The sequence below is a fragment of the Sphingomonas endolithica genome (assembly GCF_025231525.1).
Classification (GTDB): Bacteria; Pseudomonadota; Alphaproteobacteria; order Sphingomonadales; family Sphingomonadaceae; genus Sphingomonas; species Sphingomonas endolithica.
In genome coordinates, this window is sequence record NZ_CP103057.1 from 3,314,459 (window position 1) to 3,338,650 (window position 24,192).

Here is a 24,192-nt window from a genome sequence, read left to right on the forward strand (position 1 = left end):
CTACACATGCCCTACAGTCCGATGATCGAGATCTGCCGTCCGTAATCCGGCTCGCCGCGATGCGTCGCGCGGCGGAAGCTGAAGAAGCGTTCTTCGTCCGGATAGGTATCGAGCCCGAGCGCCTCGATCCTTTTCAGCCCGGCGGCGGCCAGGCGGTGCACGACGTACGCCTCCAGATCGAACTGGTGATGGCCGGGCTTGCCCGCCGCGAAAAAGCGCTCGTTGGCGGGATCGTGCGCTGCGAAGCGCTGCGCGAAGCCGTCATCCACTTCATAGCTGGCGCGCGCGATGCATGGGCCGACCGCCGCGGCGATCCGCTCGCGCCGTGCGCCGAGTGCCTCCATCGCCACGATCGTGGCATCGGTGACGCCGCCGATCGCGCCTTTCCAGCCGGCATGCGCCGCACCGACCACGCCGGCCTCGCGGTCCGCGAACAGCACCGGCGCGCAATCGGCGGTGAGGATGCCGAGCGCCAGGCCCGGCCGATCGGTGACCAGCGCATCGGCATGCGGACGCAGCCGATCCTCGTACGGCGCGATCACCGTCACCGCATCGGCGGAATGCACCTGATAGACGGTGAGCAGCTCGGCGCCCGGCAGTATTCCGGCGATCGCCCGCCTGCGGTTCTCGATCAGTTCCGGCGTCGGTTCCTGGCCGCGCCGTCCCAGGTCGAGCCCGGCGGTGATCCCGGTAGACACGCCGCCCCGCCGCCCGAGAAAGCCGTGCGCGACGCCGTCCAGCGCCCTGCTGCGGAAGACGTCGACGCTCACAGCACCAGCCGCATGAGATTGTCGTCGTCCACCGTTTCGCCCACCCGGAACGCGATGCGCCCGATGTCGCGGAAGCCGTAGCGCTCGTAGAAACGGTGTGCGCGGTGGTTGTCGACATAGACGCTCAGGATCACTTCCTTGGCGCCGTGCGACCGGCTGTGCTCCAGCGCCCAGGCCATCAATTCCTGCGCGACGCCCTGGCCCTGCCATGGCCCCAGCACGTAGAATTGGTACAATTCGATCGCGTCGGGCCGCCATTCGCCGGGAAAGGTCACCGGACCCATCTTCACGAAGCCGATGATCTGGTCGTCGTCCAGCGCCAGGCGAATGGCGAAATCGGGTTCGGACAATTGCGCCGCCAACCCGTTGGGCCCGAACGCATCGTCCAGGAACGCGGTAAGGTCGGATTGCCGGTACAAGGTACCGAACGTCTCGGTGAAGCTGCGCCGCGCCATCGCCGACAGCGCCGGGCCGTCGATCGTGCGGGCATCGCGGTAGGTGATCATGCGAAGCCCTCCGGCTCGGGCCACCCGGGAGCGGTGATCGCGATCGCCAGGAACAGCGCGCCCATGGTCTCGATCAGCCGATCGCGATCGGCGACGATCTGCGCCGCCCGCGCCGGCACTGCGGCGGCCAGCGTGGCGGCGCGGGCGACGATGCCGAGGCCGGTGAGCAACTCGCGCTGCGGTGTCGGCCCAAGCGGCCGCGCACCCTCGGCCATCGCCGATGCCAGCAGCGTCGTCATGTCGACATGCGCGGTGAGATCATGCTCGCCGGGATGCTCGAACGGGTTGGCAAAGGCGTGCGCGCGCATCGCCTGCAGCGTTTCGCCGACCGCCGGGCCTTCATAGCCATAATCGATCACCAGCGCCGCGCCGCCCTGCGCGACGATCCGACCGGCAAGCGCGCGCATCACCGCGACGCTGGCGGGGGAGGTCTCCAGGATCGATCCTGGCGGTGCCTCCTCGATGCTCGGCGGCAACAGTCCGGCAGGCACCGGCTTGCCCGCGATCGGCAGGAACAAGGTGTCCTGGCAGGCCACCAGCCGCTCGTGCCAGCCACCGGCCGTCTTCAGCAATTGGCGGATCGGCAGCGCGTCGAAGAATTCGTTGGCGACGACGATCAGCGGCCGGTCGGTCGGCAGGGTGTCGATGCTGTCGTGCCAGGTCGCGCCGGCTACCCGCTCGGCCTGCGCCGCGCGCAGCACCGGGCTGTTCTCGACGAAATGCACGTCGGGGGTGAGGCCCGCTTTCCCCATCGCCCGCAGCGCATCGCTTGCCAGCGTGCCCCGCCCAGGGCCCAGCTCGACCCACGCCAACGCCGGCCGGCCCGCACGATCCCATAGATCGGCGCACCACAGCCCGATCAGTTCGCCGAACATCTGGCTGATCTCGGGGCTGGTGACGAAGTCGCCGCCCGCGCCCAGCGGATCGCGCGTCGCATAATAATGTCCGTTCGCCGCCGCCATATACTGGGCGATCGAGATCGGCCCCGCGAGCGTGATCGCGCGGGCAAGTCGGTCGGGCAGGGGGGCGTCGGTCGGAGCGCGATCAAGGGTGGTCATCGTCGTCACCCCCTAACCGTTCGTGTCGAGCGAAGTCGAGACACATTGGCGGAAGCGCTAGACCGGTGTCTCGACTACGCTCGACACGAACGGAGAAAGGGACGTGGCCGAAGCCATCAGGCAACGCTTTCGCCACCCGCGATCGGCTCGATCCGCTGCCGCCGCCCGGCTGCCGTCGCCACCAGATACGCGCCACCCAGGATCATCGGCACGCACAGCCACTGGCCCATGTGCAGCCCCGTCCGCTCGGCAAAGCCGACCAGCTGCGAATCCGGCTCGCGGAAGAATTCCACCACGAATCGTGCCACCCCGTAACCGAGCACGAACAGCCCGACGAGCTTGCCCGGATCGTAGCGCGCCTTGGTGCGCCAGAATGCGAACCACAGCAGCGCGAACAGCAGCACGCCTTCTAGCCCCGCCTCGTACAGCTGGCTCGGATGCCGTGCGACATCGTCGCCGGTGCGTGGGAAGACGATCGCCCAGGCGACGTTGCTGGGCTTGCCCCACAATTCGCCGTTCACGAAATTGGCCAGCCGGCCGAAGAACAGCCCGAACGGCACCACGCAGGCGACGTAATCGTGGATGCGCAGCCAGTTCAGGCCGTTCTTGCGGGCGAACAGGATCAGCGCGATCGACGTGCCGATCACCCCGCCGTGGAACGACATGCCGCCATCCCAGAGCCGCAGCACCTTCATCGGGCTGGCCAGCATCTCGGGCGCGTAGAACAGCACATAGCCGATCCGCCCGCCGAGGATGATGCCGAGCGTCACGTAGAATACCAGATCGTCGGCGTGGCGCCTGGCCATCGGCGCGCCGGGCGCGGCGAGCAGCTTCAGCAGATACCACCAGCCGAGCAGGATGCCGCTGATATAAGCGAGCGAATACCATTTGATCTGGAAGAAGCCGAGATCGAGCGCGACCGGGTCCAGCCCGAGGTCGGAGAACAGCAGGTGGTGCTGGACGGCAGTGGCGGCAGTCAGGATCAAGGCTTTTCCCCAGGCTTTGAGGTGTCCATAAAGGCCGCAGGCGACAAGACCAAGCGGAGAGAATGACATGCGCACCGAGCTCGACGAGCGGATGGACGATGGCGTGGCCGGGCTGATCGCGACGGCGCTGCCGCTCGGGTCGATCGAGCTGAACGGCGTGACGCTGCCGATGATCACCGCCGCGCCGGCGGTGCTGCCCGATTATTTCGCGCATTATTGCAACGAGCATCGCGACGCGACCTTTCTTGTCGCGGGCGACGAGCGGCTGACCTTCGGGCAGGTCTATGCCGAGGCGCAGAAAGTTGCGCACAGCCTGGTGGGCGAGATCGCCAAGGGCGACCGCGTCGGCATTGCGATGCGCAACTCGCCGTCCTGGATCGCCTTGTACATGGGCGTCACCATGGCCGGCGGCATCGCCTGCCTGCTCAGCGGCTGGTGGCAGCCGGGCGAGCTGGCCGCGGCGATCGGCGAGGTCGATTGCACGCTGATCTTCGCCGATCCACCGCGCGCGCGCCGTCTGGCGGCCATTCCGGGCTTTGCCGTGCGCGTGATCGAGATCGACGATTCCGCGCCGCTGCCCGCCGCCATGTCGGTTTTCGCGCGTAACGATGCGGACGCCACGCTGCCCAGCCTTACCGGCGACGATTCCGCGACGATCCTGTTCACCTCCGGCTCGACTGGACAATCAAAGGGCGCGCTCAGCGATCACCGCGCGGTCTGCCAAGCCGTGTTCAATTATCTGGCGCAGGCGCTGGTGATGCTCGGCATCGCCACCGAGGACGGCAATCCGCCGACCACGCAACCCGCGACCTTGCTCAACGTGCCGCTGTTTCACGTTACCGCCGAGGTGCCGGTATTTCTGCAGAGCTTCGCGATGGGACGAAAGCTGGTGCTGATGCCGAAATGGAATGCCGAGGAAGCGATGCGGCTGATCCAGGCCGAAAGCGTGACCTATTTCGTCGGCGTACCGCTGATGAGCTTCGAGATGCTGACGCACCCGAACCGCGCCCGATACGACCTGTCATCCGTCACCGATTTCGCCGCCGGCGGCGCGCCGCGCCCGGTCGAGCATGTGCGGCGCATTGCAGAGGAAATGGGCGGGCCGAACAGCGGCGCCCCGTTGCTCGGCTATGGCCTGACCGAAACCAACGGTGCCGGCTGCGGCAACTGGCGCGGCAATTATATCGCCAAGCCCAATTCCACCGGCCGCCCCTCCCCGCCGCTGATCGACCTCGCCATTCTCGACGGCGCCGGGCAGCCGGTGGCCTCGGGCACGCGCGGGGAAGTCGCGATCCGATCGGTGTGCAACTTCAAGGAATATTGGGGCCGCCCGACCGATACCACCGCCGCCTTCACGCCCGATCGCTACTTCCTGACCGGTGACATCGGCTATCTCGACGAGGACGGCTATCTGTTCATCGTCGATCGCAAGAAGGACATCATCATCCGCGGCGGCGAGAATATCTCGTGTCTGGAAGTGGAAGCGGCGATCTACCAGAACCCGCGTGTCGCCGAAGCGGCGGTGTTCGGGCTCGCCGACGAACGATTGGGCGAGGTGCCGGGCGCGGTCGTCGTCTTCCGCCCCGGCGAGCACATGACGGCGGAAGAGCTCACTGCCTATCTCTTCGCGCACATCGCCGCGTTCAAGGTGCCGCAGCGGATATGGGTGTCGATCGATCCGCTCCCGCGGCTGGGAACGGAGAAGATCGACAAGGTGGCCCTGAAGGCGAGGTATCGCGCGCTGGCGGGTATAGCCTAGTCCCGTCATCCCGGACTCGTTCGGCGGCGATCCTGTTCGAGCATAGATCGTCCTCCCCGCGCAGGCAGGGATGATGTGGTGGACCATGTCCGAGCGGTACGCTCACCGCCTTGTTCCGGGGTCCAGTGTGCTGCAGATCGACGATCCGCGCGTTTGCGGCACCGCGGATGCCGGAACAAGTCCGGCATGACGAGGGAGTATCTGCCCGAGGGGCAAGTACCCGACCAGTCTATCGGGCCGGCATCGACCCTTCCCCCATTCCCTCCCCCGCGATAGTGCGGTCGATATGGCAGCGCACGACACCCAGGCGAGGATCGACCGTCGCACGCTGCTCATTGGCGGTGGCGCCGGGATCGGGCTGCTCGTGGCGCTGGCGGTCTGGCCGCGCGACTATGCGCCCAACCTGTCCGCAGCCTCGGGCGAGACGGTTTTCGGCGCTTGGCTGAAGATCGGCGAGGATGGTCATGTCACGGTCGCCGTGCCGCAGGCCGAGCACGGGCAGGGGGTGTATACCACGTTGCCGCAGATCCTGGCCGACGAACTGGGGGCGGACTGGCGCACGGTCGGGGTGCAGCCCGCGCCGCTCAACCCGCTCTACGCCAATGCGCTGGGCGTGGACGAATTGTTCGAAGGCGCGCTTGGTGTGCTGCCGGTGTCGCTGCGCCGCACGCTCGCCGAGCGCCCTGCGTTGACGCTGACCGCCGGTTCCACCTCGGTGCGCGCGTTCGAGGGGCAGTTGCGCGCGGCAGGCGCGGCGGCGCGCATCCTGCTGACCAAGGTGGCCGCGGCGCGCTGGGGCGTGGATTGGACCAGTTGCGGTGCACGCGACGGGTTCATCTCGCATGGCGACAAGAAACTGCGCTTCGCTTCGCTCGCCGCCGAGGCGGCGGGCGGCACGGTGCCCGATCCGATCCCGCTACGCGCCGCCGAGCCGAACCGGCTGGTCGGCCGCTCGCTACCGAGGCTCGACGTGCCGGCGAAAGTCGATGGTTCGGCAAATTTCGCCGGCGACATCCGCTTGCCCGACATGGTCTTTGCCAGCATCCGGCAGGGACCGGTCGGCGACACGCGCCTGATCCGCGTCGATCGCGCCGCTGCCGATCGCATCCGCGGCGTGCTGCAGGTCGTGACCAACGAACGCTGGGTCGCGGCGATCGCGACCAATTGGTGGGCGGCGAACAAGGCGCTCGATGCGCTCAGCCCGCGCTTCGCCACCACCGGGGCGATCGTCAACACCGATTCGTTCGACACGGCGCTGGCCGCAGCGCTGGACGGGCCAGGCACGCGGCTGGCCACGGAGGGCGATCTATCGACCGCCTTCAAGGGCGCGAGTGTGGTGACGGCGGATTATCGCGCCGGTCTGGCGATGCACGCCGCGATCGAGACGATGACCGCCACCGCTTCCTATAGCGATCGCGATGGCACGGCGCGGCTGGAACTCTGGCTGCCGACACAGGCGCCGGGCCTTGCCCGCGCCGCTGCGGCGGCGACGCTTGGCCTGCCCGAGGATGCGGTGATCGTCTATCCGATGCTGATCGGCGGATCGTTCGGCGCCAATCTGGAACATCTCGCCGCCGAGCAGGCAGCCTTGCTGGCACTCGAGGTGAAGCGTCCGGTGCAACTGGTCTGGTCGCGCAGCGAAGACCTGCTGCACGACCGCTACCGTCCACCGGCGGCCGCGCGGATGGCGGCGCGGCTTGGCCCCAATGGCCAGATCCTCGGCTGGCTGGCCAAGATCGCCGCGCCACCCACCGGCCGCGACCTTGCCGACCGCTTGCTCGACGGCGATCGCGTGGCGGCAGCGGCGCTTGCCGCGCGCGGCAGCGGCGATCGCTACGCGGTGGCCGGTGCGCGTCCGATCTACCGCATGCCGGCGTTCGCGGTCGATCACCACCCGGCCGAGATCGGCGTGCCGACCGGCCATTGGCGCTCGGGCGCGCATAGCTACACCTGTTTCTTCACCGAATGCTTCCTCGATGAGCTCGCCCATGTCGCGGCGACCGAGCCCTTGTCGTACCGCATCGGCATGCTCGGCGGCGACGTGCGACTGGCGCGCTGCCTGTCGACCGTCGCGTCGCTTGGCGGCTGGGGCGGCGGCGTACCGGGGAGCGGGCAGGGCATTGCCTGCCACAGCTTCCGCGGCAGCTATATCGCGGTGCTGGCGGAGGCCCATATCGGCAACGACCAGCGCCCACGGGTCGACCGTTTGGTGGCGGCGGTCGATTGCGGGCGGCAGATCAATCCGGATGTGGTATTGCAGGCAATCGAGGGCGGTCTGGTGTTCGGCATGGCGCAGGCACTGGGCGCCTCGACCGGCTTTACCGAGAACCTGGCCGACGCACGTGGCTTTGGCGATCTGTCGCTGCCGCGCCTTGCCGACACGCCGGACATTACGGTCGAGCTGATCCGCAGCGACGCCGATCCTGGCGGCGTCAGCGAAGTTGCCGTTCCCCCCGTTGCGCCTGCCATTGCCAATGCGCTGCAATCGGCCACCGGATTTCGCCTGCGCACCTTGCCGCTCAGGCCTGGAGACTCATGATGTTGCCCGCCGACCATCCGATCATTCCTCGCCCCAAGATCGGCGTGCTGCTGACCAATCTCGGCACGCCCGACGGACCGGATACCAAGTCGGTTAAACGCTATCTCGGCGAGTTCCTGTCCGACCGGCGCGTGGTGGAGATCCCGGCGATCGCCTGGCAGCCGATCCTGCGGGGCATCATCCTCAACACGCGTCCCAAGAAGTCGGCGCATGCCTACGGCCTCGTCTGGCGCGAGGATGGCTCGCCGCTTGCCGCGATCACGCGGCTGCAGGCTGCGGCACTGAAGGATGCATTCGGGCCGGGCGTGCTGGTCGACTGGGCGATGCGCTACGGCAATCCCTCGATTTCCGAGCGGCTGGCGGCGATGAAGGATGCCGGTTGCGAGCGCATCCTGGTGGCGCCGCTCTATCCGCAATATTGCGCCGCGACGACCGCCACTGCCAATGACAAGGCGTTCGCCTCGCTCGCCGGCATGCGCTGGCAGCCGGCACTCCGTACGCTACCGCCCTATCATGACGATGCCGGCTATATCGCCGCGCTCAAGGCATCGGTCGAGGACGGGCTGGCCGCCCTCGACTTCACGCCCGAGGCGATCATCGCCAGCTTCCACGGCATGCCCAAGCGGACGTTGCAGCTGGGCGATCCCTATCATTGCCACTGCCAGAAGACCGCGCGATTGCTGTCCGAGGCACTGGGCCGGGAAGTGATCATCGCCTTTCAGTCGCGCTTCGGCCCCGCCAAGTGGCTCGGCCCCGCGACCGACGAAACGCTGGAGGCACTGCCCGGCAGGGGCGTGAAGAAAGTGGCGATTCTGGCGCCGGGCTTCTCGGCCGATTGCCTCGAGACATTGGAAGAGCTCAGCATCCGCGGGCGTGAAAGCTTCATCGGCGCAGGCGGCACGGATTTCGCCTATCTGCCGTGCCTGAACGACAGCGCGCGTGGCATTGAAATGTTACGCACGCTGCTCGCTCGGGAGCTTGAAGGCTGGACGACCACGCCGTAGCGTAAGCGCTCAACGATAGCGCATTCTAGGAGAGACATATGGCACGCGTGGCGATCGTTACCGGAGGCACGCGCGGGATCGGCGAGGCGATCAGCCTGGCGCTCCAGGATTTGGGGATCACCGTCGCCGCCAATTATGCCGGCAACGAGCAGCGCGCGGCCGAGTTCACCGAGCGCACCGGCATCCCGGCGTACAAGTGGGATGTCGCCGATTACGACGCCTGCCAGGCAGGCTGTGCGCAGGTGGCAGCAGAGCTCGGGGACGTCGATATCGTCGTCAACAATGCCGGCATCACGCGCGACGGCACGATCCTGAAGATGAGCTACCAGGATTGGAAAGAGGTGATCGACACCAATCTCGGCGGCTGCTTCAACATGGCCAAGGCGGTGTTCCCGGGCATGCGCACCCGCAAATGGGGGCGGATCGTCAACATCGGGTCGATCAACGGCCAGGCGGGGCAGTACGGCCAGGTGAATTACGCCGCGGCGAAATCGGGCATTCACGGCTTCACCAAGGCGCTGGCGCAGGAAGGCGCGCGCGCCGGGGTGACCGTCAACGCGATCGCGCCTGGTTATATCGACACCGACATGGTGGCGGCGGTGCCGGCAGATGTCTTGGAGAAGATCGTGGCGAAGATCCCGGTCGGGCGTCTTGGCCAGGCCAACGAGATCGCCCGCGGTGTCGCGTTCCTGTGTTCGGAAGAGGGCGGCTTCGTGACGGGATCGACGCTGTCGATTAATGGTGGGCAGCATATGTACTGACGGGCGCAGGCGCGGCCACGCCCGCGCCGATCGCGCAAGGCGCGAGCGCCCGGCACGGCCGGCGGACGGGGTGCAGCCCCGATCCGGCCGACGGCTTTGCCGTCGGCGTGACGTTGAGGTCGTACACCGACACCCCCGGACTGTTCCAGGATCTACCACGCGAACTACCGGAACGATGGTGCCGTGAAGGTAGAGCGTGCGCCCGGTGGACCCCGGAACCAGCCGCCAGTTGTTTCGCTCGAGCAAGTAATCGCCGTCATCCCGGCGCAGGCGGGGATCCATATACTCGAACGTCTGCCTTTCAGCCGCTAAGCCTGCCACTATGGATCCCCGCCTTCGCGGGAATGACAAATCATGTTTGAAAGGAACAGTTGCCGAACAAGTCCGGGGTGACGTCGAGTGGTCGCGCAGGGCCAAAAAAAGGCCGGCCCCCAGTACAACGGGGACCGGCCTCTACCTCGATAGGCAACGCGAGGGGTACGCAAGCTCTTGGGGGCGGACGGCGGCAAAGCCGCCGTCGGTCGGGGTCGCCTGTTCGAGGCGACCCCGCCGGCCGTGCCGCGCTATGCTTGGGCTACGCCAAGCACCGTGCGGGCGTGGCCGCACTTACCTGCGGCAGTACCGCGGATCGTCCGAGCGATCGATGGCGCGGCCGGCCAGCGCGCCGGCACCGGCGCCGAGCACCGCGCCCAGCGTGCGATCGCCACGTCCTGCCACGGTGTTGCCGAGCAACCCGCCGGCGATCGCGCCGATCACGGTGCCGCCGGTCGAGTCGCACCCCCGGTTGCGGCGGTTGTTGCGGTAATAGCGGCGGTCGTCATAGCCGCGGCCGTCACGGTAGCCGCGACCATCGCGATAGTCGCGGCGGTTCTGGCGATAGTCGCCGCGATAGCCATTGTCATACTGGCTGTAGCCGCGGTCGTAGCGCTGTGCCGAAGCAGGCGTCGCGGTGACCAGGGCGGCAGAACCCATGGCAAGGGCGGTAACGGCGAGCGTGAGTTTCTTGAACACGGGCTTTCTCCTGTGGTTCTTGTGCGAGTCCGAACCAGTGGTCCTTCCTCGATGACGACAGCTATGCCCGAGTCGCATTGAGCGCTGCCTGAATGCGCCTGTTATCGCGCGTTCATCCAGCGCAAGTCGCTGGCCCCGCCGCGGATCGCCGCTATGAGGGCGCGTGCGCCTGCCTATCCCGCTGTCGATCCTGCTCGTCTTCGTCGCCGTGCCGCAATGGTCCGGCGAACCGCGTCTGATGCTACTCGGTACCAGGGCCGTGATCCATGCCGAACGCGTGGCACTCGACCCCAACGACCCTGCGCGCCGCCGTACCGGGCGGCTGACCTTCCTGGGCGGGGTGCGGCTGACCAGTCCCGACCCGACCTTTGGCGGCTTCTCCGCGCTCAAGGTCGAGGGCGATCGCTTCATGCTGCTGAGCGATGGCGGCAACATCGCACGGTTCCGCATGGATGGGCACGGGCGGGTGAGCGCACCCAGCTTCGCCGAGCTGCCGGCAGGCCCCGGCACCGGCTGGCGCAAGCGCGAGCGCGACAGCGAATCGCTGACCACCGATCCTGCGACCGGCGACGTGCTGGTCGGGTTCGAGAATAGCGACGAGATCTGGCGCTACGACGCGGCGTTGGCCCGCGTGCGTCGCCATTCGGCGCCGCCGGCGATGAAGCGCTGGGATGAAAATGGCGGCGCAGAGGCGATGGCGCGGCTGGCCGACGGCGCGACGATCGTCTTTGCCGAATCGACCGAATGGCGCGCGCGCGCGGGCAAGGTGGCGATCCGCTTTGCGGGCGATCCGACGCTATACCCGAGGCGCGGCTGGCGCTTCGGCTACCTGCCGCCGCGGCATTACGAACCGAGCGACGCGGCGCTGTTGCCGGATGGACGTATCCTCGTGCTCAACCGACGCTTCGCGCTGCCGTTCAGCTTTTCGGCCAAGCTGACGATCGTCGATCCCGCGGCGATCCGACCCGGGCGGCTGATCAAGGGCACCGAGATCGCAACGCTGGCCGCGCCATTGATCCATGACAATTTCGAGGGTGTCGCGATCGTGCGCGAGGGCAATCGCACGGTCCTGTGGATCGTATCCGACGATAATCAGTCGTGGATGGAACGCACGCTGCTGCTCAAGTTCCGCCTGGAAGATCGCTGAGCCACAAACGGCATCGGCCCGCGCCTCGGCTGAGGCGCGGGCCGTGACAGCCGAACCGTCAAGCGGATTTAGGCGGCAGCGACGCTCGTGCCGAGCTTCTTGCGCACGTCGCGCTTCAGCCGGCGTGCGCGCAGCGACAGCTTGTCGTCGGTCGTCTTGACCAGCCAATTGTCGAGGCCGCCGACATGCTCGACCGAACGCAGGCCGTGCGTCGAGACGCGCAGCTTCACGCTGGTCTCCAGCGCTTCCGACATCAAAGTCACGTTCTGCAGGTTGGGCAGGAAGGTGCGCTTGGTCTTGTTGTTGGCGTGGGAAACGTTGTTACCCACCATCCGGCCCTTGCCGGTCAGCTCGCAAATACGCGACATGTTCGCTAATCCTGAATTTCGGACACGAACCGTGTCCCTGAAAGGCGGCGCGGATAGCCCGATCGGGACAGGGCGTCAACCGATTCAGGCTTTACGCGCGCAGCAACAGGCGCGACATGTCTCCTCCAACGGGCACGGCTCGATTTTTGGCGGAGAATGAAATGCGCGCGCTGTTGATCCTGATCGGGCTTGCCGCCCTCGTCGTCGTCGGCCTGATGTCGGTCGGCTTGCTGAAACTCAATACCACGGCCGGCACCTTGCCCAGCGTCCATGTGCAGGGCGGCGAGGCGCCCAAGGTCAAGGCGGACATGGCGACGATCTCGGTCGGGACCGAGAACAAGACGGTCGACGTGCCGACTGTCGGCACCACCGAGAAGACGATCAGCGTGCCGACCGTCCACCTCAACCGCCCGGAAGGCAATTCGACCGCGCAATAAACCGCGATAAGGGTCGCGCCGACGGGCATCACTGGGCAAGGATCGAATCCATGTTCCCGATGCCCGCTCCGATGCGCGCCGCGCTCGATGCCGCGCGCCGCGCCGCACTTGCCGGCGAAGTGCCGGTCGGCGCGGTGGTGATGCGCGGTGGCGAGATCATCGCCACCGCCGCCAATGCTCCGCGCACACTGCACGACCCGACCGCGCATGCCGAGATGCTGGCGATCCGTGCGGCCGCGCAGGTGCTCGGCAGCGACCGGCTGGAGGCGTGCGACCTGTGGGTCACGCTGGAGCCCTGTGCGATGTGCGCCGGCGCCATCGCCCATGCGCGCATCGCGCGGCTGTATTACGGTGCGGAGGACGCCAAGGGTGGTGCGGTCGCGCACGGACCCCGCTTCTTCGCGCAGCCGACCTGCCACCACCGACCCGAAGTGTATGCCGGGATCGGTGAGGAGGAAGCGGCGCGGTTGCTCAGGGAGTTCTTCGCAGCGCGTCGGTGATGGTGACGAAACCTCACGTGCCGCGGCTCGTTCGGTGTCCAAGGCACCATGAACGGGAATGATGATGGACCAGAATGACAATAAGGGTCGCAAAGTGCTGCGCGGTGCGCTGGCGGGTCTGGTCGCTGGGATAGCTGCGTCGTTCGTGATGGACGCGTTCCAGTCCGCCGCCGCTTCATTGTCGTCGCCCGGCGGTGATGATGGCGCGTCGGAGCCGGCGACGGAAAAGGCCGCCGACGGTGTTGCCCAGGCGCTTACGGGGCGCACGCTTGATGCGACCGACAAGCCGTTGGCCGGCCAGGCGATGCACTATGCGTTGGGGATCGGGCTGGGCGTCGCCTACGGCGTCGCGGCCGAGTTCCGCCCGAGCGTGACGACCGGCATGGGTACCGCCTTCGGGATCGTCACGGCGACGGTGCTGGACGAGACTGCGGTGCCGGCGCTCGGGCTGGGGCAAGCGCCGTGGAAGGCCGGCGTGCAGGGCAATCTGTTTTCCTATGCCTCGCACCTGGTGTTCGGGAGCGTCGCCGAACTCGCCCGCCGCCAGGTGGCCGCTTTGCTGCGGGCGTGATGATCAGGGTCGGTTACTTCTAGCGCAGCAAACACTGCTGTTCCCTGGCAAAGCCGAGGCCCAGTAGTGGAACATGTATGGCGCACGCGGCGGCCGTTTACATCGACCTGTCCGCCTGGACCCCGGCCTTCGCCGGGGAACAGCACGTGTGCCAGATCAGCGGCGCAGATCGTCCTGCGAGATCGGTACGATCTTGATTTCCACGCGGCGGTTTGCCGCCTGTCCCTCGGGCGTGTCGTTCGACGCGATCGGCTGCGATTCGCCAAAGCCGCGGGTGGCGATGCGGGCGGCCTGCACGCCGTGGCCGGACAGGTAATCGGCGACCGAGATCGCGCGCCGCTCGGACAGGCCCTGGTTGTAATCGTCGCTGCCGGTCGAATCGGTGTGGCCGTACACGTCGACATAGGTCTCGTTATACTGGCCGAGGACGCTCGACACCTGATCCAGCGTGCGCTGGAAGTTCGGCGCGACCGCCGCGCTGTTATAGGCGAAGTTGATGCCCGACGGGATGTTGAGGATCAGATCGTCGCCCTGGCGGATGACCTGCACGTCGGTGCCCGCGGTGCGCGCGCGCAGGTCGCGTTCCTGCTTGTCCATATACGCGCCGATCCCGGCACCGGCGATGCCGCCGAGGCCTGCGCCGACGATCTTGGCCGTGCGATCGTTGCGCCCGCCAACGATGTCGCCGAGCAGATACCCGCCGAGCGCGCCGCCAATGCCGCCGATCGCCGCCTTGGAGATCGTGCGCTGGCCCGTCTCGGGATCGGTGACGCACGCGCTGGTCGTCATCAATGCGGCCAGAGCGGCACCGATCATCAGCTTGGAAGATCGCATCAGATTACTCCTTGTATACGGCGCCGTCGCACGCGCCCCCTTTGAACAGCCCGATAACTCGTGCTCGCCGATGATTGTTCCGGCAGCGATTTGACCGTATCTTCGCGCATGCCGGTTGTGCGCGCCTGCGATGTGCGGCAAGGAAGTGCACAGCGACATGGCACCGCTTCCCCCCTTTCCCTGGATCGACGTAGCGATCATCCTCGCGCTGGTCGCGTTGAACGGTGTGTTCGCGATGTCCGAACTCGCGATCGTCTCGGCGCGCAAGGCGCGGATGGAGGCGATGGCACGTGCCGGCAAACGCGGCGCGCGGGCCGCGATGCTGCTCGCCGCTGATCCCGGCAAGTTCCTGTCGACGGTCCAGATCGGCATCACGCTGATCGGTATCCTGGCCGGCGCCTATTCGGGCGCGAGCCTCGGCGCGCCGGTCGCGGCACGGCTGGGCTGGCTGGGTCTGTCGGCCGAGGCGACCAGCACGGTCGGCTTCGCTTTGGTCATCGGCGTCACCACCTACGCCTCGCTGATCATCGGCGAACTCGTGCCCAAGCAGATCGCGCTGCGCGCGCCGGAACCGATCGCCGCCTTCATGGCCGAACCGATGCGCTGGCTCGCGTGGGGGACGGCGCCGGTCGTCGTGGTGCTCGATTCGACCAGCGCCTTGCTGTTCCGGCTGATGCGGCTGCAGCGCGAGACCGAGGATCACGTGACGGCGGAGGAACTGCACCTGATCGTCGCCGAGGCATCCAAGTCCGGCGTGATCGAGGAGCATGAGCGTTCGATCATTTCGGGCGTGGTGCGCCTGGCGGACCGGCCGGTGCGCGAGGTGATGACGCCGCGCACCGACATCGTGTGGATCGATGTCGCGCTGGATGCAGACGGTATCCGCGCCGCCTTGCTCGCCGCGCAGCATAGCCGCCTGCCGGTGGCGGAGGGATCGGTCGATGCGGTGATCGGCGTGGTGCAGGCGCGCGACATCGCCGCGGCACTGCTCGGCGGGCAGGCGCTCGATCTGCGCGCCTTGATGCGGCAGGCGCCGGTCGTGCTCGATCAGCTCGACGCGATGGACGCGCTGATCGCGCTGCGCCAAGCCGAGGTGCCGATGGCGCTGCTGCACGACGAATATGGCCATTTCGAAGGCATCGTCACGCCGACCGACCTGCTCGCCGCGATTGCCGGCGAGTTCGCCTCGGACAGCAATCCCGAGGACAGCCCGTCGGTGGTGGAGCGCGACGATGGCTCGCTGCTGGTGTCCGGCCAGATGGCGGTCGATTCGCTCGCCGAACGGCTCGGCATCGACCTGCCCGAGGACCGCGATTACGCGACCGTCGCCGGCTTGGCGCTTGCCGTGTTCCGCCACTTGCCGGGCGAGGGCGAAAGCTTCGTGCAGCAGGGCTGGAAGTTCGAGATCGTCGATCTCGACGGGCGGCGGATCGACAAGTTGCTGGTCAGTGCGGTGACGAAGGCGGGTTGAGGCCTAGGCTGTGGCGGGCGATCGACGGTTGCTGGCTATCCACTACTCACGAGAAGCACTCTAGATCGTGGTGCCCACCACACGCTGTTCCCCGGCGAAGGCCGGGGCCCAGTAGTAGAACGTGGGTGGTTGGTGCTGCGCTCGGTTTCGCTGACCTGTCCGCCGGGGCCCCGGCCTTCGCCGGGGAGCAGCGTGTGGGCAGCTTCTTGTTCTTCAACCAGCGCTCAACCGAGCTTGCCGAACGCCGCCTCATACCCGGACTTGTCGCCTGCCACCAGCAACCGCGCCTGCTCCGCCCACCGGTCGCGCGCCGGGCGGCCGCGGAAGGTGCCGAGCTGCGCGTCGAGCGCATCGAGTTCGGCCGGGCTCATCGCCGCAATCTGCTCGACGCGGGTGATGCCGAGCCCGGCGAGTGTTGCCGCAAGCTTGGGGCCGAGGCCTTTCAACTGCATGATGTCCGATGCCAAGGGAGCAGGGGCAGGGGGCGTGGCGACGGCAGGTTGATCGTCCAGCGGCGGCATCGGCGCGACAGGCACTGGTTCGGCCACGGGCGGCGGCACTAAAGCGGCCTCCGGCACAGCCTCGGCCGGCGCCACGCGTGGCGCGTCCGCGGCTTCGCGATGCTCCTCGATCTCCTCCTGCGCGGTGGTGCGCCGCCGCTTCAGCTTCATGCCATACAGGATGGCCGCAACCGCCAGCAGCGCGAACACGCCGATCAGGACGAATTGCGCGATCGTGAACGGCATCATGTCGCTGCCATAAGGGGTCACTCGCTTACTCCGTGATGCGCGCCGGCGGTCGCCGCATGAAGCCGGTTCGGTTATCAACTATCGGTGCAACGATACGGCTCCGTACTTTTCGCACCATCACAATAGCTTATTCGGCCTGTCGCGCGACCTCGCGCCAGCCGATGTCGCTGCGGTTGAAGCCGGAGGGAAAATCGATTTGCGCGACGGCGGCGTAAGCGGCCTGCTGCGCCGCGGCGATCGTCGTCGCCACCGCGGTTATCGCCAGCACGCGCCCGCCGCTTGCCACCAACGCGCCATCCTGCAGCGCGGTGCCGGCCTGGAACACGCGCGCACCCGTCGCCTCGGCACGCGCGATGCCGCCGATCGTGCCGCCCTTGTCCGGCGCGCCGGGATAGCCGTGCGCGGCCATCACCACCGTCAGCGCCGTGTCGCCCGAGAAGTCCGGCGCCGGCTGCTCGCCTAGCCGGCCCTCCGCCACCGCCAGCAGCAATGCCAGCAGGTCGCCGCGGTAGCGCATCATCAGCACCTGGCATTCGGGATCCCCGAACCGCGCATTATATTCGATCAGCTTGGGGCCGTCGGCGGTCAGCATCAGCCCGGCATACAGCACGCCCGAAAACGGCGTGCCTGCCGTCGCCATGGCCGCCACGGTGGGCGCGACGATCTCGTCGATAGCGCGCTGTTCCAAAGCCGGCGTCAGCACCGGCGCCGGGCTGTAGGCCCCCATGCCGCCGGTATTCGGCCCGGTGTCGCCGTCGCCGACGCGCTTGTGATCCTGCGCGGTGCCAAACGGCATCAGCGCGGTGCCGTCCGTCAGCACGAACAGGCTGACTTCCTCGCCGTCCATGAACTCCTCGATCACTGCCTCGCCGCCGCCGTCGAAGATCTCGCCGATCGCGCGCTCCGCCTCGTCGCGGCTCATCGCCACCGTCACGCCCTTGCCGGCGGCCAGCCCATCGGCCTTGATCACGACCGGCAGCGGGAAGGCGTTGAGCCTGGCCAGCGCCTCGGCACGATCGGTGACGCGGACGTATCCGGCCGTCGGTATGCGCGCGCTGGCGCACAGATCCTTGGTAAAGCCCTTCGACCCTTCGAGCTGGGCTGCCGCCTTGCCCGGCCCGAACACCGGTACCCCATCGGCACGAAGACTGTCCGCCAGCCCGTCCACGAGCGGCGCTTCCGGGCCGATAACGACCAAGCCGATCGCCTGTTCACGACAGAAATCGAGCACTGCCGCATGGTCCGCGACGTCCAGCAACACCAAATCGGCATGCTCGGCGATCCCCGGATTGCCTGGTGCTGCAAACAGTTTCGTGCACCCCGGCGATTGCGCCAGCCGCCAGGCAAGCGCATGTTCCCGGCCCCCGGAGCCGATCAACAGGACATTCATGGCCGACCCCTTTTTCGATACCAATCACCGGCTAATAGCCGAGGAGATGCCCGGCGACAATTCCGCCGCGATGGGCGTCGGCGAACTCGCGCAGAAGTTGAAGCGCGTGGTGGAGGGCGAGTTCGGCCATGTCCGGCTGCGCGGCGAGATATCGGGCTATAAGCGTGTCGCCTCGGGCCACGCCTATCTCAGCCTCAAGGACGACAGCGCGGTGATCGACGGCGTGATCTGGAAAGGGCAGGTGGCGCAGCTGCCGTTCCAGCCGCAGGACGGGATCGAGGTGATCGCGACGGGCAAGATCACCACCTATCCCGGTCGTTCCAAATACCAGATCATCATCGACCGGATGGAACTGGCCGGTGAAGGCGCGCTGATGGCGCTGCTCGAGAAGCTGAAGGCCAAGCTGGCAGGCGAGGGGCTGTTCGACGGCGCGGCCAAGAAGCGCCTGCCGTTCTTGCCGCGCACAATCGGCGTGGTCACCTCGCCGACGGGCGCGGTGATTCGCGATATCCTGCACCGGCTGGAGGATCGCTGCCCCACCCATGTGCTGGTCTGGCCGGTCAAGGTGCAGGGAGACGGCGCCGCGCAGGCAGTGGCCGCCGCGATTGCCGGGTTCGACGCGATGCCGCCCGACAGCCGCCCCGATCTGGTGATCGTCGCGCGGGGTGGTGGTTCGATCGAGGATCTGTGGGCGTTCAACGAGGAAGTCGTGGTGCGCGCGGTTGCTGCCTGCAGCATCCCGATCATCTCTGCCGTCGGGCACGAGACCGACACCACCTTGTGCGATTTCGCCGCCGACCTGCGCGCGCCGACGCCGACGGCCGCGGCCGAGATGGCGGTGCCGGTGCTCGCCGACCTGCGCCTGACGCTCGATAGTTTCGCGCAGCGCACCGAGCGTTGTGCGCGGCGCTATCACGACCGATCGCAGGAGCGGCTGGAGGCATTGGTCCGGGTGCTGCCCAAGCGCGATGCACTGCTCGGGCCGCAACGCCAGCGCGCCGACGATGTCGGCGCGCGGCTCGACCGCGGGCTGGAGCGGCGCGTCGGCCAGGCGCGCGGCCTGCTCGATCGCACCGGCGGGGCACTGCGCCTGTCGGTGCTGGAGCGGCAGTTGACCGCGGCGCGCGATCGGCTGGACGGTACGTGGCGGCTGGTCGAATCGCTCAATCCGGACAAGTTGCTCGACCGCGGCTATGTCCGCGTCTCCGCCCGCCCGGGCGGCACGATCGTGTCGACGGCGGCGGCGGCACGCGGCGCGGGCGCCGTGACGCTCCACTTCCGCGACGGCGCCGTGGACGCCCGGGTTGAGCGCGCCGGTGCCAAGACCTATGACAAGCCCGTGGTCGACCAGCCGACCCTGCTCTAGCCGGAATTGCCCATGTTGATGTCGAACACCGACCGCCCCGCGCGGCTCCACTACATGGCCAACGGCTTTCGCGTGCTGGCGCCGGGCGATCATGTCACCTGCGCGGTCAGCGGTGACCGCATCCCGCTGGAGGAACTGCGCTACTGGAGCGTCGCGGCGCAGGAAGCCTATGCCAGTGCCGAGATCGCTACCAGGCAGATGAGCCTGCCGCATTGACCCTTTCCCCGGCGCACCCCGGCGCGGGCCGGGTGCTGCGCAAGGATATCATTGCCGCATCGTTGATATCGCTTGCGGGTTGCGTCGCCCCTGCATCCGCGCCGCCCCACCGGGCCGAACCGGCCGAGCGGGCCAGCATGGTTGCGCCACGACCTGTCCCCCCCGGGCCGATTACCTTCGGCTATAGCGGCCAGCGCGTGCAGGGTGGTGTCGTGATCGGCACGGCACCTGCCGGCACCCGCCGCCTCACGCTCGACGGCATGGCGGTTCCGGTGGCGCAAGACGGCCGCTTCCTGATCGCCTTCGACCGCGACGCGCCGCCCGCCGCCACATTGCTCGCCACCCTGGCGGACGGCCGCGAGATCCGCGACATGCTGAGCATCGCGCCACGCGCCTGGGATATCTCGCGCCTCAATTCGCTGCCCAAATACCCGGTCCCGGAGGCGGAGTTCGCCCGCGTGCGACCGGCCGAACTCGCGCAGATCACCGCTGCCCGCCGCACCCCTGTGGAATCGTCAGGCTGGCGGCAAAGCTTCCTGTGGCCGACCACGGGCCGCATCTCGACGCTGTTCGGGTCGCAGCGGATCTACAAGAATGGCGAGGCAGGGTCGTACCATTCGGGTCTCGACATCGCCCGCGCCACCGGCACGCCAGTGGTGGCGCCCGCCGACGGCGTCGTCATCCTGGCCGCCGATCATCCCTTTACGCTCGAGGGCAATCTGCTGATGATCGACCACGGCATGGGGCTGAGCAGCGCCTTCCTGCATCTCTCGCGCATGGACGTGCGGGTGGGCGACCGCGTCGTGCGCGGCCAACTGATCGGCGCGGTTGGGCGGAGCGGCCGGGCTACCGGGCCGCATCTTCACTGGGGGATGAAATGGCGCGAAGCGCGGCTGGACCCGTTGCTGCTGGCGGGGGCGATGCCGGCGATGTGAGCTAGCGCACCCGCTTAATGGCAGTCGATCGACCCCGCGTCGTGGCGTGATAGGCGCCCAAGATACCTGCCTTGATCGTGATTGGATCGCCCTTGCGTGGCATGAAGCGCATCACCGCCGTCGTTTCCCAAATCGATCCGTCGGCAAGAGACAGCCGGTAGCGACCATAGCCCAAATCGTTAAAGTCCTTGACGGTCGAATCCAGCTGCTTGATCTCGTCGGACTCACCCTCGCTGCCGAACAGTTTCAATTGTGGCATCACAAAACCGAACACTGAACGGTTCGTCTTGCGCACCTGCTCGCGGTCCAGCACGACGATGTCGCGTTTATCGCGCGCGGCGGCAAGAACCCTTGCCGTGCGATCGAAGCAGGCCAGCCGCTCGATGTTGTTCGCAATCGTGAGGCACGATGTGATTTCGTCCACTATTTTCGCAGCAGTGCCGTCGTCTTGCTTGCCACCGGCGACCGCCTGCGACGCTCCTATCAAGGTTGCCAAACAGGCAAGAGATAGCGATCGACGAACAGGCATGTAACGGCTCCTTTGGGTTCTTCGTATCGTCTGTATGTGGTGCGATGCAAGTTGCCGAACGAGCCATGTGTTTTTTGTGTCACATTGTTTCGGAAAGCTGCGCGAAACCGGATTCCGCGTTGCAGCAGGGGCGCGGCAATCGTTACACGTGCGCCCATTATCCGCCCGTCCGGGGTGGCGGAAAGACGAACGGCTCAACGAAGCCGGAAAGGGGTTCATTATGAAGAATGTTTTTCGTGCGCGCTTGCTTTGCTCCACGCTGCTGATCGGCGCGGGGACGATCGCCGCTCCCGTCTTGGCGCAAACCCAGCCGGTTGAGAGCGTCACCCCGCAGGACAACGCGCCTGCCGAGGAAGCTGGCGCCGACATCGTCGTGACGGGTTCGCTGTTCCGCAATCCGAATCTGGTTCAGTCCAGCCCGGTCAATGTCGTGACCGAGGACGAAATCCAGCTTCGCCAGACGTTCAACGCCGAACAGCTGCTGCGCGAAATTCCGGGCGTCGCATCGAACGTCGGATCGTCGGCCAATAACGGCAACGAAGGCGCCTCCTTCGTCGATCTTCGCGGCCTCGGCGCGAACCGCAACATCGTCCTGCTCGATGGCACGCGTATCACGCCTGCCAACCTGGACGGCGCGGTCGATCTCAACGTCATCCCGGTTGCGCTGATCGAGCGTGTCGACGTGCTGACCGGCGGTGCGAGCACCACCTACGGCGCCGATGCAGTGTCGGGCGTGGTCAACTTCATCACCAAGCGCGATTTCGCCGGCGTCGATCTGCAGGCAAGCGAGAGCCTGACCGAGCGCGGTGACGGCAACGCGTTCCGCGTCGATCTGACTGTCGGCGGAAACTTCGGCGAAGGCCGCGGCAATGCCGTATTCGGCGTCGGCTACCAGGAATCAGACCCAGTATATCAGGGTGGCGAACGCCGCGCGTCGAACGAGACGGTGGATTCGTTCGATGGTACATCTACCGGTGGTTCGGCAACTGCTATCCCTACGCGCTTCTCGGTAGCTGGCGTGGGCAACCAAAACATCGATCCGGCGACCGGCCAATTGGTTCCTGTGTTCGCAAGCTTTAACTTCAACCCGTACAACGTATTCCAAACGCCGTTCCGGCGGTTTAACATGTACGGCGCGGCGCATTATGAAGTTTCGGACTCGGTTGAAGTCTACACGCAGGGCATTTTCTCGAAGAACAAAGTACAGACGATCATCGCTCCATCCGGCGCTTTCTCGTCCCCTTTGCTGATCCCGGTCAGCAATCCTTTCTTGCCTGCAGGCGCTCGTGCGACCTTCTGCGCCAATAACGATTTTGATCAGTCGGCCGAGGGTGTCCAGACGCTCACTGCGGCGCAATGTGCGGCAGCGGCGGCGACAACCAACCCGAACGATCCGAACTATCGTGAATTCTCAACCAATGTGTCACGTCGCTTGGCTGAAGCCGGCGGCCGTGTTAGTACCTACGAGACCACGTTGTTCAACTATCGCGCCGGCGCTCGCGGCAACATCACGGATAAGATCCGGTATGATGTCTATGGCGCCTACGGCGAAAGCGAGAACACCCAGGCGCAGACCGGGTACGCGCTGACCTCGCGGTTCCAACAGGGACTCCGCGCCACCAGCGCGACGACCTGTGTCGATTCCACCGGTGGCTGTGTGCCGATCAATCTGTTCGGCTCGCAGGGCACCATCACGCCGGAACAGGCGGCGTATCTGCAGGCAGCAGCCTTCTCCACGAACAAGACAACCTTGGCGCAAGTGCATGGTTTGATCACGGCCGATCTTGGTACGGCGTTTTCGGCAAGCGCGCCAATCTCGGTGGCGATTGGTAGCGAATACCGCAAATACACGGCGGATATCACTGCAGATACGCTGTCGCAGAACCCGGGTGAACTCGGCGGCGCCGGCGGGGCGATCACGCCAGTTTCCGGCGGATACGACGTAGTCGAAGGCTTCGGAGAAATCATCATACCGCTACTGGCGGACGCACCGTTCTTCCACAGCCTCACACTTGAGGCGGGCGGTCGCTATTCCAGCTATAAGGTGGATGCTGCAGGCAGCCCCTCCTTCAATGCGACGACCTACAAGGCGGCCGCCACTTGGGAGCCGGTCGAAAGTCTCAAGCTGCGCGCCAACTATCAGCGAGCGGTACGAGCGCCGAACATCGGTGAGCTCTTCGCGCCAAGTTCGGTCAATTTGACGAACCTGAAGAACGATCCGTGCCAGGGGACTGCGGCTGTCACCAACGCCAACCTTCGCGCGGTCTGCATCGCGCAGGGTGCACCGGCCAGCCAGATCGGAAAGATCGATCCACCTTCGGCTAGCCAGATCAACGCTACCTTTAGCGGTAACGTCAATCTGCGTCCCGAGAAGGCCGACACGTTCACCGTCGGTGCCGTTTTCCAGCCGACTTTCGTCCGCGGGTTCACGGTGTCGCTCGATTACTATAAGATCAAGGTGCGCAACGCGATCACCGCACCGCGTCCGGGCGATGTCATTGGGGCTTGCTTCGGTAATTTGACGGCTGCCAGCGCCACCGACGTTGCCTGTACGTCGATCCGGCGCGATCCGGCGACTGGCGGTCTTGACGGCGATGCCAGCACCACACCAGGCCTTCAGTTGCCTACGACCAACAGTGGGCGCTTGGAGACCAGCGGCCTGGATCTGACTGCCAACTTCCGCACCGATCTCGGATCGTTCGCTCAGTTGGCCCTGAACTTCAGCGGTAACTACACCTTCGAGTCAAAGTTTCAGTCCACGCCGGGTGGCCTGAACCGCGAATGCGTCGGCTATTACAGCATCAATTGTGGCTTTACGGGCTCGATCCTACCCAAGTTCAGCTTCAATCAGCGTACGACCCTGTCGTTTGGTGATGTCGATGTGTCGCTGCTTTGGCGCCATATCTCGAGCAACAAGCAGGAACCGTTCGATGCGGTCGAGGCTAACTTCGGCAGCAACGGTCCGGCATTTGCCGATTTTCGCAGGGTGAAAGCGTATAACTGGTTCGACTTGGCAACCCGCTTCGGTATCTCCGAGAATTTCGATCTCACCCTCACGGCGACGAACTTGCTCGACAAGGGTGCGCCGCTTCTCGGCAACAACATCGGTTCGACCACCTTCAACAGCGGCAATACGTTCCCATCGACCTATGACGCGCTGGGTCGGCGCTTTACAGTGGGTGCACGCGTGAAGTTCTGATCCGCTACTAGCACTGATAGTAGGAAGGGGGTGGGCGATTGCCTGCCCCCTTTGTGCGTGATCCTCCGAATTGCGATGATCTTACA

Annotated in this window: 23 protein-coding genes; 13 read left to right on the top strand and 10 right to left on the bottom strand. The window is 66.4% G+C overall.

Annotation, left to right across the window (positions count from 1 at the left end; translation table 11 throughout):
- Positions 1–11 precede the first annotated feature (11 nt).
- The 4 genes from pgeF to lgt form a co-directional block, all read right to left on the bottom strand.
- Positions 12–770: a peptidoglycan editing factor PgeF gene (gene pgeF, locus NV382_RS15575; RefSeq protein ID WP_260597624.1), complete on the bottom strand. Its 759-nt coding sequence runs from the start codon at positions 768–770 to the stop codon at positions 12–14.
- The gene (locus NV382_RS15580; protein ID WP_260597625.1) at positions 767–1,276 is read right to left on the bottom strand and encodes a GNAT family N-acetyltransferase; all 510 of its coding nucleotides are present in this window, start codon (positions 1,274–1,276) and stop codon (positions 767–769) included. Before NV382_RS15580 ends, pgeF begins: the two co-directional genes overlap by 4 nt.
- Positions 1,273–2,334, bottom strand: a complete 1,062-nt coding sequence (locus tag NV382_RS15585) for a class I SAM-dependent methyltransferase (RefSeq protein WP_260597626.1) — start codon at positions 2,332–2,334, stop codon at positions 1,273–1,275. Before NV382_RS15585 ends, NV382_RS15580 begins: the two co-directional genes overlap by 4 nt.
- A gap of 116 nt (positions 2,335–2,450) precedes the next feature.
- Positions 2,451–3,320, bottom strand: coding sequence for a prolipoprotein diacylglyceryl transferase (lgt, locus tag NV382_RS15590; protein ID WP_260597627.1), 870 nt, complete (start codon positions 3,318–3,320; stop codon positions 2,451–2,453).
- A 67-nt stretch (positions 3,321–3,387) separates the two neighbouring features.
- Here lgt and NV382_RS15595 point away from each other — a divergent pair, with 67 nt between their 5' ends.
- From NV382_RS15595 to phbB, 4 genes are all read left to right on the top strand, one after another.
- Positions 3,388–5,079: a class I adenylate-forming enzyme family protein gene (locus NV382_RS15595; RefSeq protein WP_260597628.1), complete on the top strand. Its 1,692-nt coding sequence runs from the start codon at positions 3,388–3,390 to the stop codon at positions 5,077–5,079.
- A 286-nt stretch (positions 5,080–5,365) separates the two neighbouring features.
- Positions 5,366–7,618, top strand: a complete 2,253-nt coding sequence (locus NV382_RS15600) for a molybdopterin cofactor-binding domain-containing protein (protein WP_260597629.1) — start codon at positions 5,366–5,368, stop codon at positions 7,616–7,618.
- Positions 7,615–8,622, top strand: a complete 1,008-nt coding sequence (hemH, locus tag NV382_RS15605; protein WP_260597630.1) for a ferrochelatase — start codon at positions 7,615–7,617, stop codon at positions 8,620–8,622. Before NV382_RS15600 ends, hemH begins: the two co-directional genes overlap by 4 nt.
- A 38-nt stretch (positions 8,623–8,660) precedes the next feature.
- Positions 8,661–9,383 carry an acetoacetyl-CoA reductase gene (phbB, locus tag NV382_RS15610; protein WP_260597631.1) on the top strand — a complete coding sequence of 241 codons (723 nt, stop codon included), beginning with the start codon at positions 8,661–8,663 and terminating at the stop codon, positions 9,381–9,383.
- Positions 9,384–9,989: 606 nt separating this feature from the next.
- Here phbB and NV382_RS15615 read toward each other — a convergent pair.
- Positions 9,990–10,394 (bottom strand): glycine zipper 2TM domain-containing protein, encoded by a 405-nt coding sequence (locus tag NV382_RS15615; RefSeq protein WP_260597632.1) that lies wholly within the window; start codon positions 10,392–10,394, stop codon positions 9,990–9,992.
- A 163-nt stretch (positions 10,395–10,557) separates the two neighbouring features.
- Here NV382_RS15615 and NV382_RS15620 point away from each other — a divergent pair, with 163 nt between their 5' ends.
- Complete coding sequence (locus tag NV382_RS15620; RefSeq protein ID WP_260597633.1) at positions 10,558–11,541, top strand: esterase-like activity of phytase family protein; 984 nt, start codon at positions 10,558–10,560, stop codon at positions 11,539–11,541.
- Positions 11,542–11,609: 68 nt separating this feature from the next.
- Here NV382_RS15620 and rpmB read toward each other — a convergent pair whose 3' ends face one another.
- Positions 11,610–11,909 carry a 50S ribosomal protein L28 gene (gene rpmB, locus NV382_RS15625; protein WP_260597634.1) on the bottom strand — a complete coding sequence of 100 codons (300 nt, stop codon included), beginning with the start codon at positions 11,907–11,909 and terminating at the stop codon, positions 11,610–11,612.
- Between the two features lie 161 nt (positions 11,910–12,070).
- Here rpmB and NV382_RS15630 point away from each other — a divergent pair, with 161 nt between their 5' ends.
- The 3 genes from NV382_RS15630 to NV382_RS15640 all read left to right on the top strand — a co-directional run bounded on the left by NV382_RS15630 (position 12,071) and on the right by NV382_RS15640 (position 13,417).
- On the top strand, positions 12,071–12,346 hold the full coding sequence (locus NV382_RS15630) for a hypothetical protein (protein ID WP_260597635.1): 276 nt from the start codon (positions 12,071–12,073) through the stop codon (positions 12,344–12,346).
- A gap of 50 nt (positions 12,347–12,396) precedes the next feature.
- Positions 12,397–12,846, top strand: a complete 450-nt coding sequence (locus NV382_RS15635) for a nucleoside deaminase (RefSeq protein ID WP_260597636.1) — start codon at positions 12,397–12,399, stop codon at positions 12,844–12,846.
- 64 nt (positions 12,847–12,910) lie between these two features.
- Positions 12,911–13,417, top strand: coding sequence for a DUF1440 domain-containing protein (locus tag NV382_RS15640; protein ID WP_260597637.1), 507 nt, complete (start codon positions 12,911–12,913; stop codon positions 13,415–13,417).
- Between the two features lie 156 nt (positions 13,418–13,573).
- Here NV382_RS15640 and NV382_RS15645 read toward each other — a convergent pair whose 3' ends face one another.
- Positions 13,574–14,251 carry a YiaD family glycine zipper/OmpA-like lipoprotein gene (locus tag NV382_RS15645; protein ID WP_260597638.1) on the bottom strand — a complete coding sequence of 226 codons (678 nt, stop codon included), beginning with the start codon at positions 14,249–14,251 and terminating at the stop codon, positions 13,574–13,576.
- A gap of 157 nt (positions 14,252–14,408) precedes the next feature.
- On the opposite strand from NV382_RS15645, the gene NV382_RS15650 reads away from it, so the two are divergent.
- The gene (locus tag NV382_RS15650; protein ID WP_260597639.1) at positions 14,409–15,722 is read left to right on the top strand and encodes a hemolysin family protein; all 1,314 of its coding nucleotides are present in this window, start codon (positions 14,409–14,411) and stop codon (positions 15,720–15,722) included.
- Positions 15,723–15,946: 224 nt separating this feature from the next.
- Here NV382_RS15650 and NV382_RS15655 read toward each other — a convergent pair whose 3' ends face one another.
- The gene (locus tag NV382_RS15655) at positions 15,947–16,492 is read right to left on the bottom strand and encodes a hypothetical protein (RefSeq protein ID WP_260597640.1); all 546 of its coding nucleotides are present in this window, start codon (positions 16,490–16,492) and stop codon (positions 15,947–15,949) included.
- 106 nt (positions 16,493–16,598) lie between these two features.
- Complete coding sequence (purD, locus tag NV382_RS15660; protein WP_260597641.1) at positions 16,599–17,861, bottom strand: phosphoribosylamine--glycine ligase; 1,263 nt, start codon at positions 17,859–17,861, stop codon at positions 16,599–16,601.
- Here purD and xseA point away from each other — a divergent pair.
- From xseA to NV382_RS15675, 3 genes are read left to right on the top strand one after another with little or no spacing between them, the layout of a single operon-like run.
- Positions 17,860–19,227, top strand: a complete 1,368-nt coding sequence (gene xseA, locus NV382_RS15665) for an exodeoxyribonuclease VII large subunit (RefSeq protein WP_260597642.1) — start codon at positions 17,860–17,862, stop codon at positions 19,225–19,227. The genes purD and xseA overlap by 2 nt on opposite strands.
- Positions 19,228–19,239: 12 nt before the next feature.
- Positions 19,240–19,443: a DUF2093 domain-containing protein gene (locus NV382_RS15670; RefSeq protein ID WP_260597643.1), complete on the top strand. Its 204-nt coding sequence runs from the start codon at positions 19,240–19,242 to the stop codon at positions 19,441–19,443.
- Positions 19,440–20,378: a M23 family metallopeptidase gene (locus NV382_RS15675; RefSeq protein WP_418066702.1), complete on the top strand. Its 939-nt coding sequence runs from the start codon at positions 19,440–19,442 to the stop codon at positions 20,376–20,378. Before NV382_RS15670 ends, NV382_RS15675 begins: the two co-directional genes overlap by 4 nt.
- Position 20,379: 1 nt before the next feature.
- Here NV382_RS15675 and NV382_RS15680 read toward each other — a convergent pair whose 3' ends face one another.
- Positions 20,380–20,907 carry a hypothetical protein gene (locus tag NV382_RS15680; RefSeq protein WP_260597644.1) on the bottom strand — a complete coding sequence of 176 codons (528 nt, stop codon included), beginning with the start codon at positions 20,905–20,907 and terminating at the stop codon, positions 20,380–20,382.
- 34 nt (positions 20,908–20,941) lie between these two features.
- On the opposite strand from NV382_RS15680, the gene NV382_RS15685 reads away from it, so the two are divergent.
- Positions 20,942–24,106, top strand: a complete 3,165-nt coding sequence (locus NV382_RS15685) for a TonB-dependent receptor domain-containing protein (RefSeq protein ID WP_260597645.1) — start codon at positions 20,942–20,944, stop codon at positions 24,104–24,106.
- Positions 24,107–24,192 lie beyond the last annotated feature (86 nt).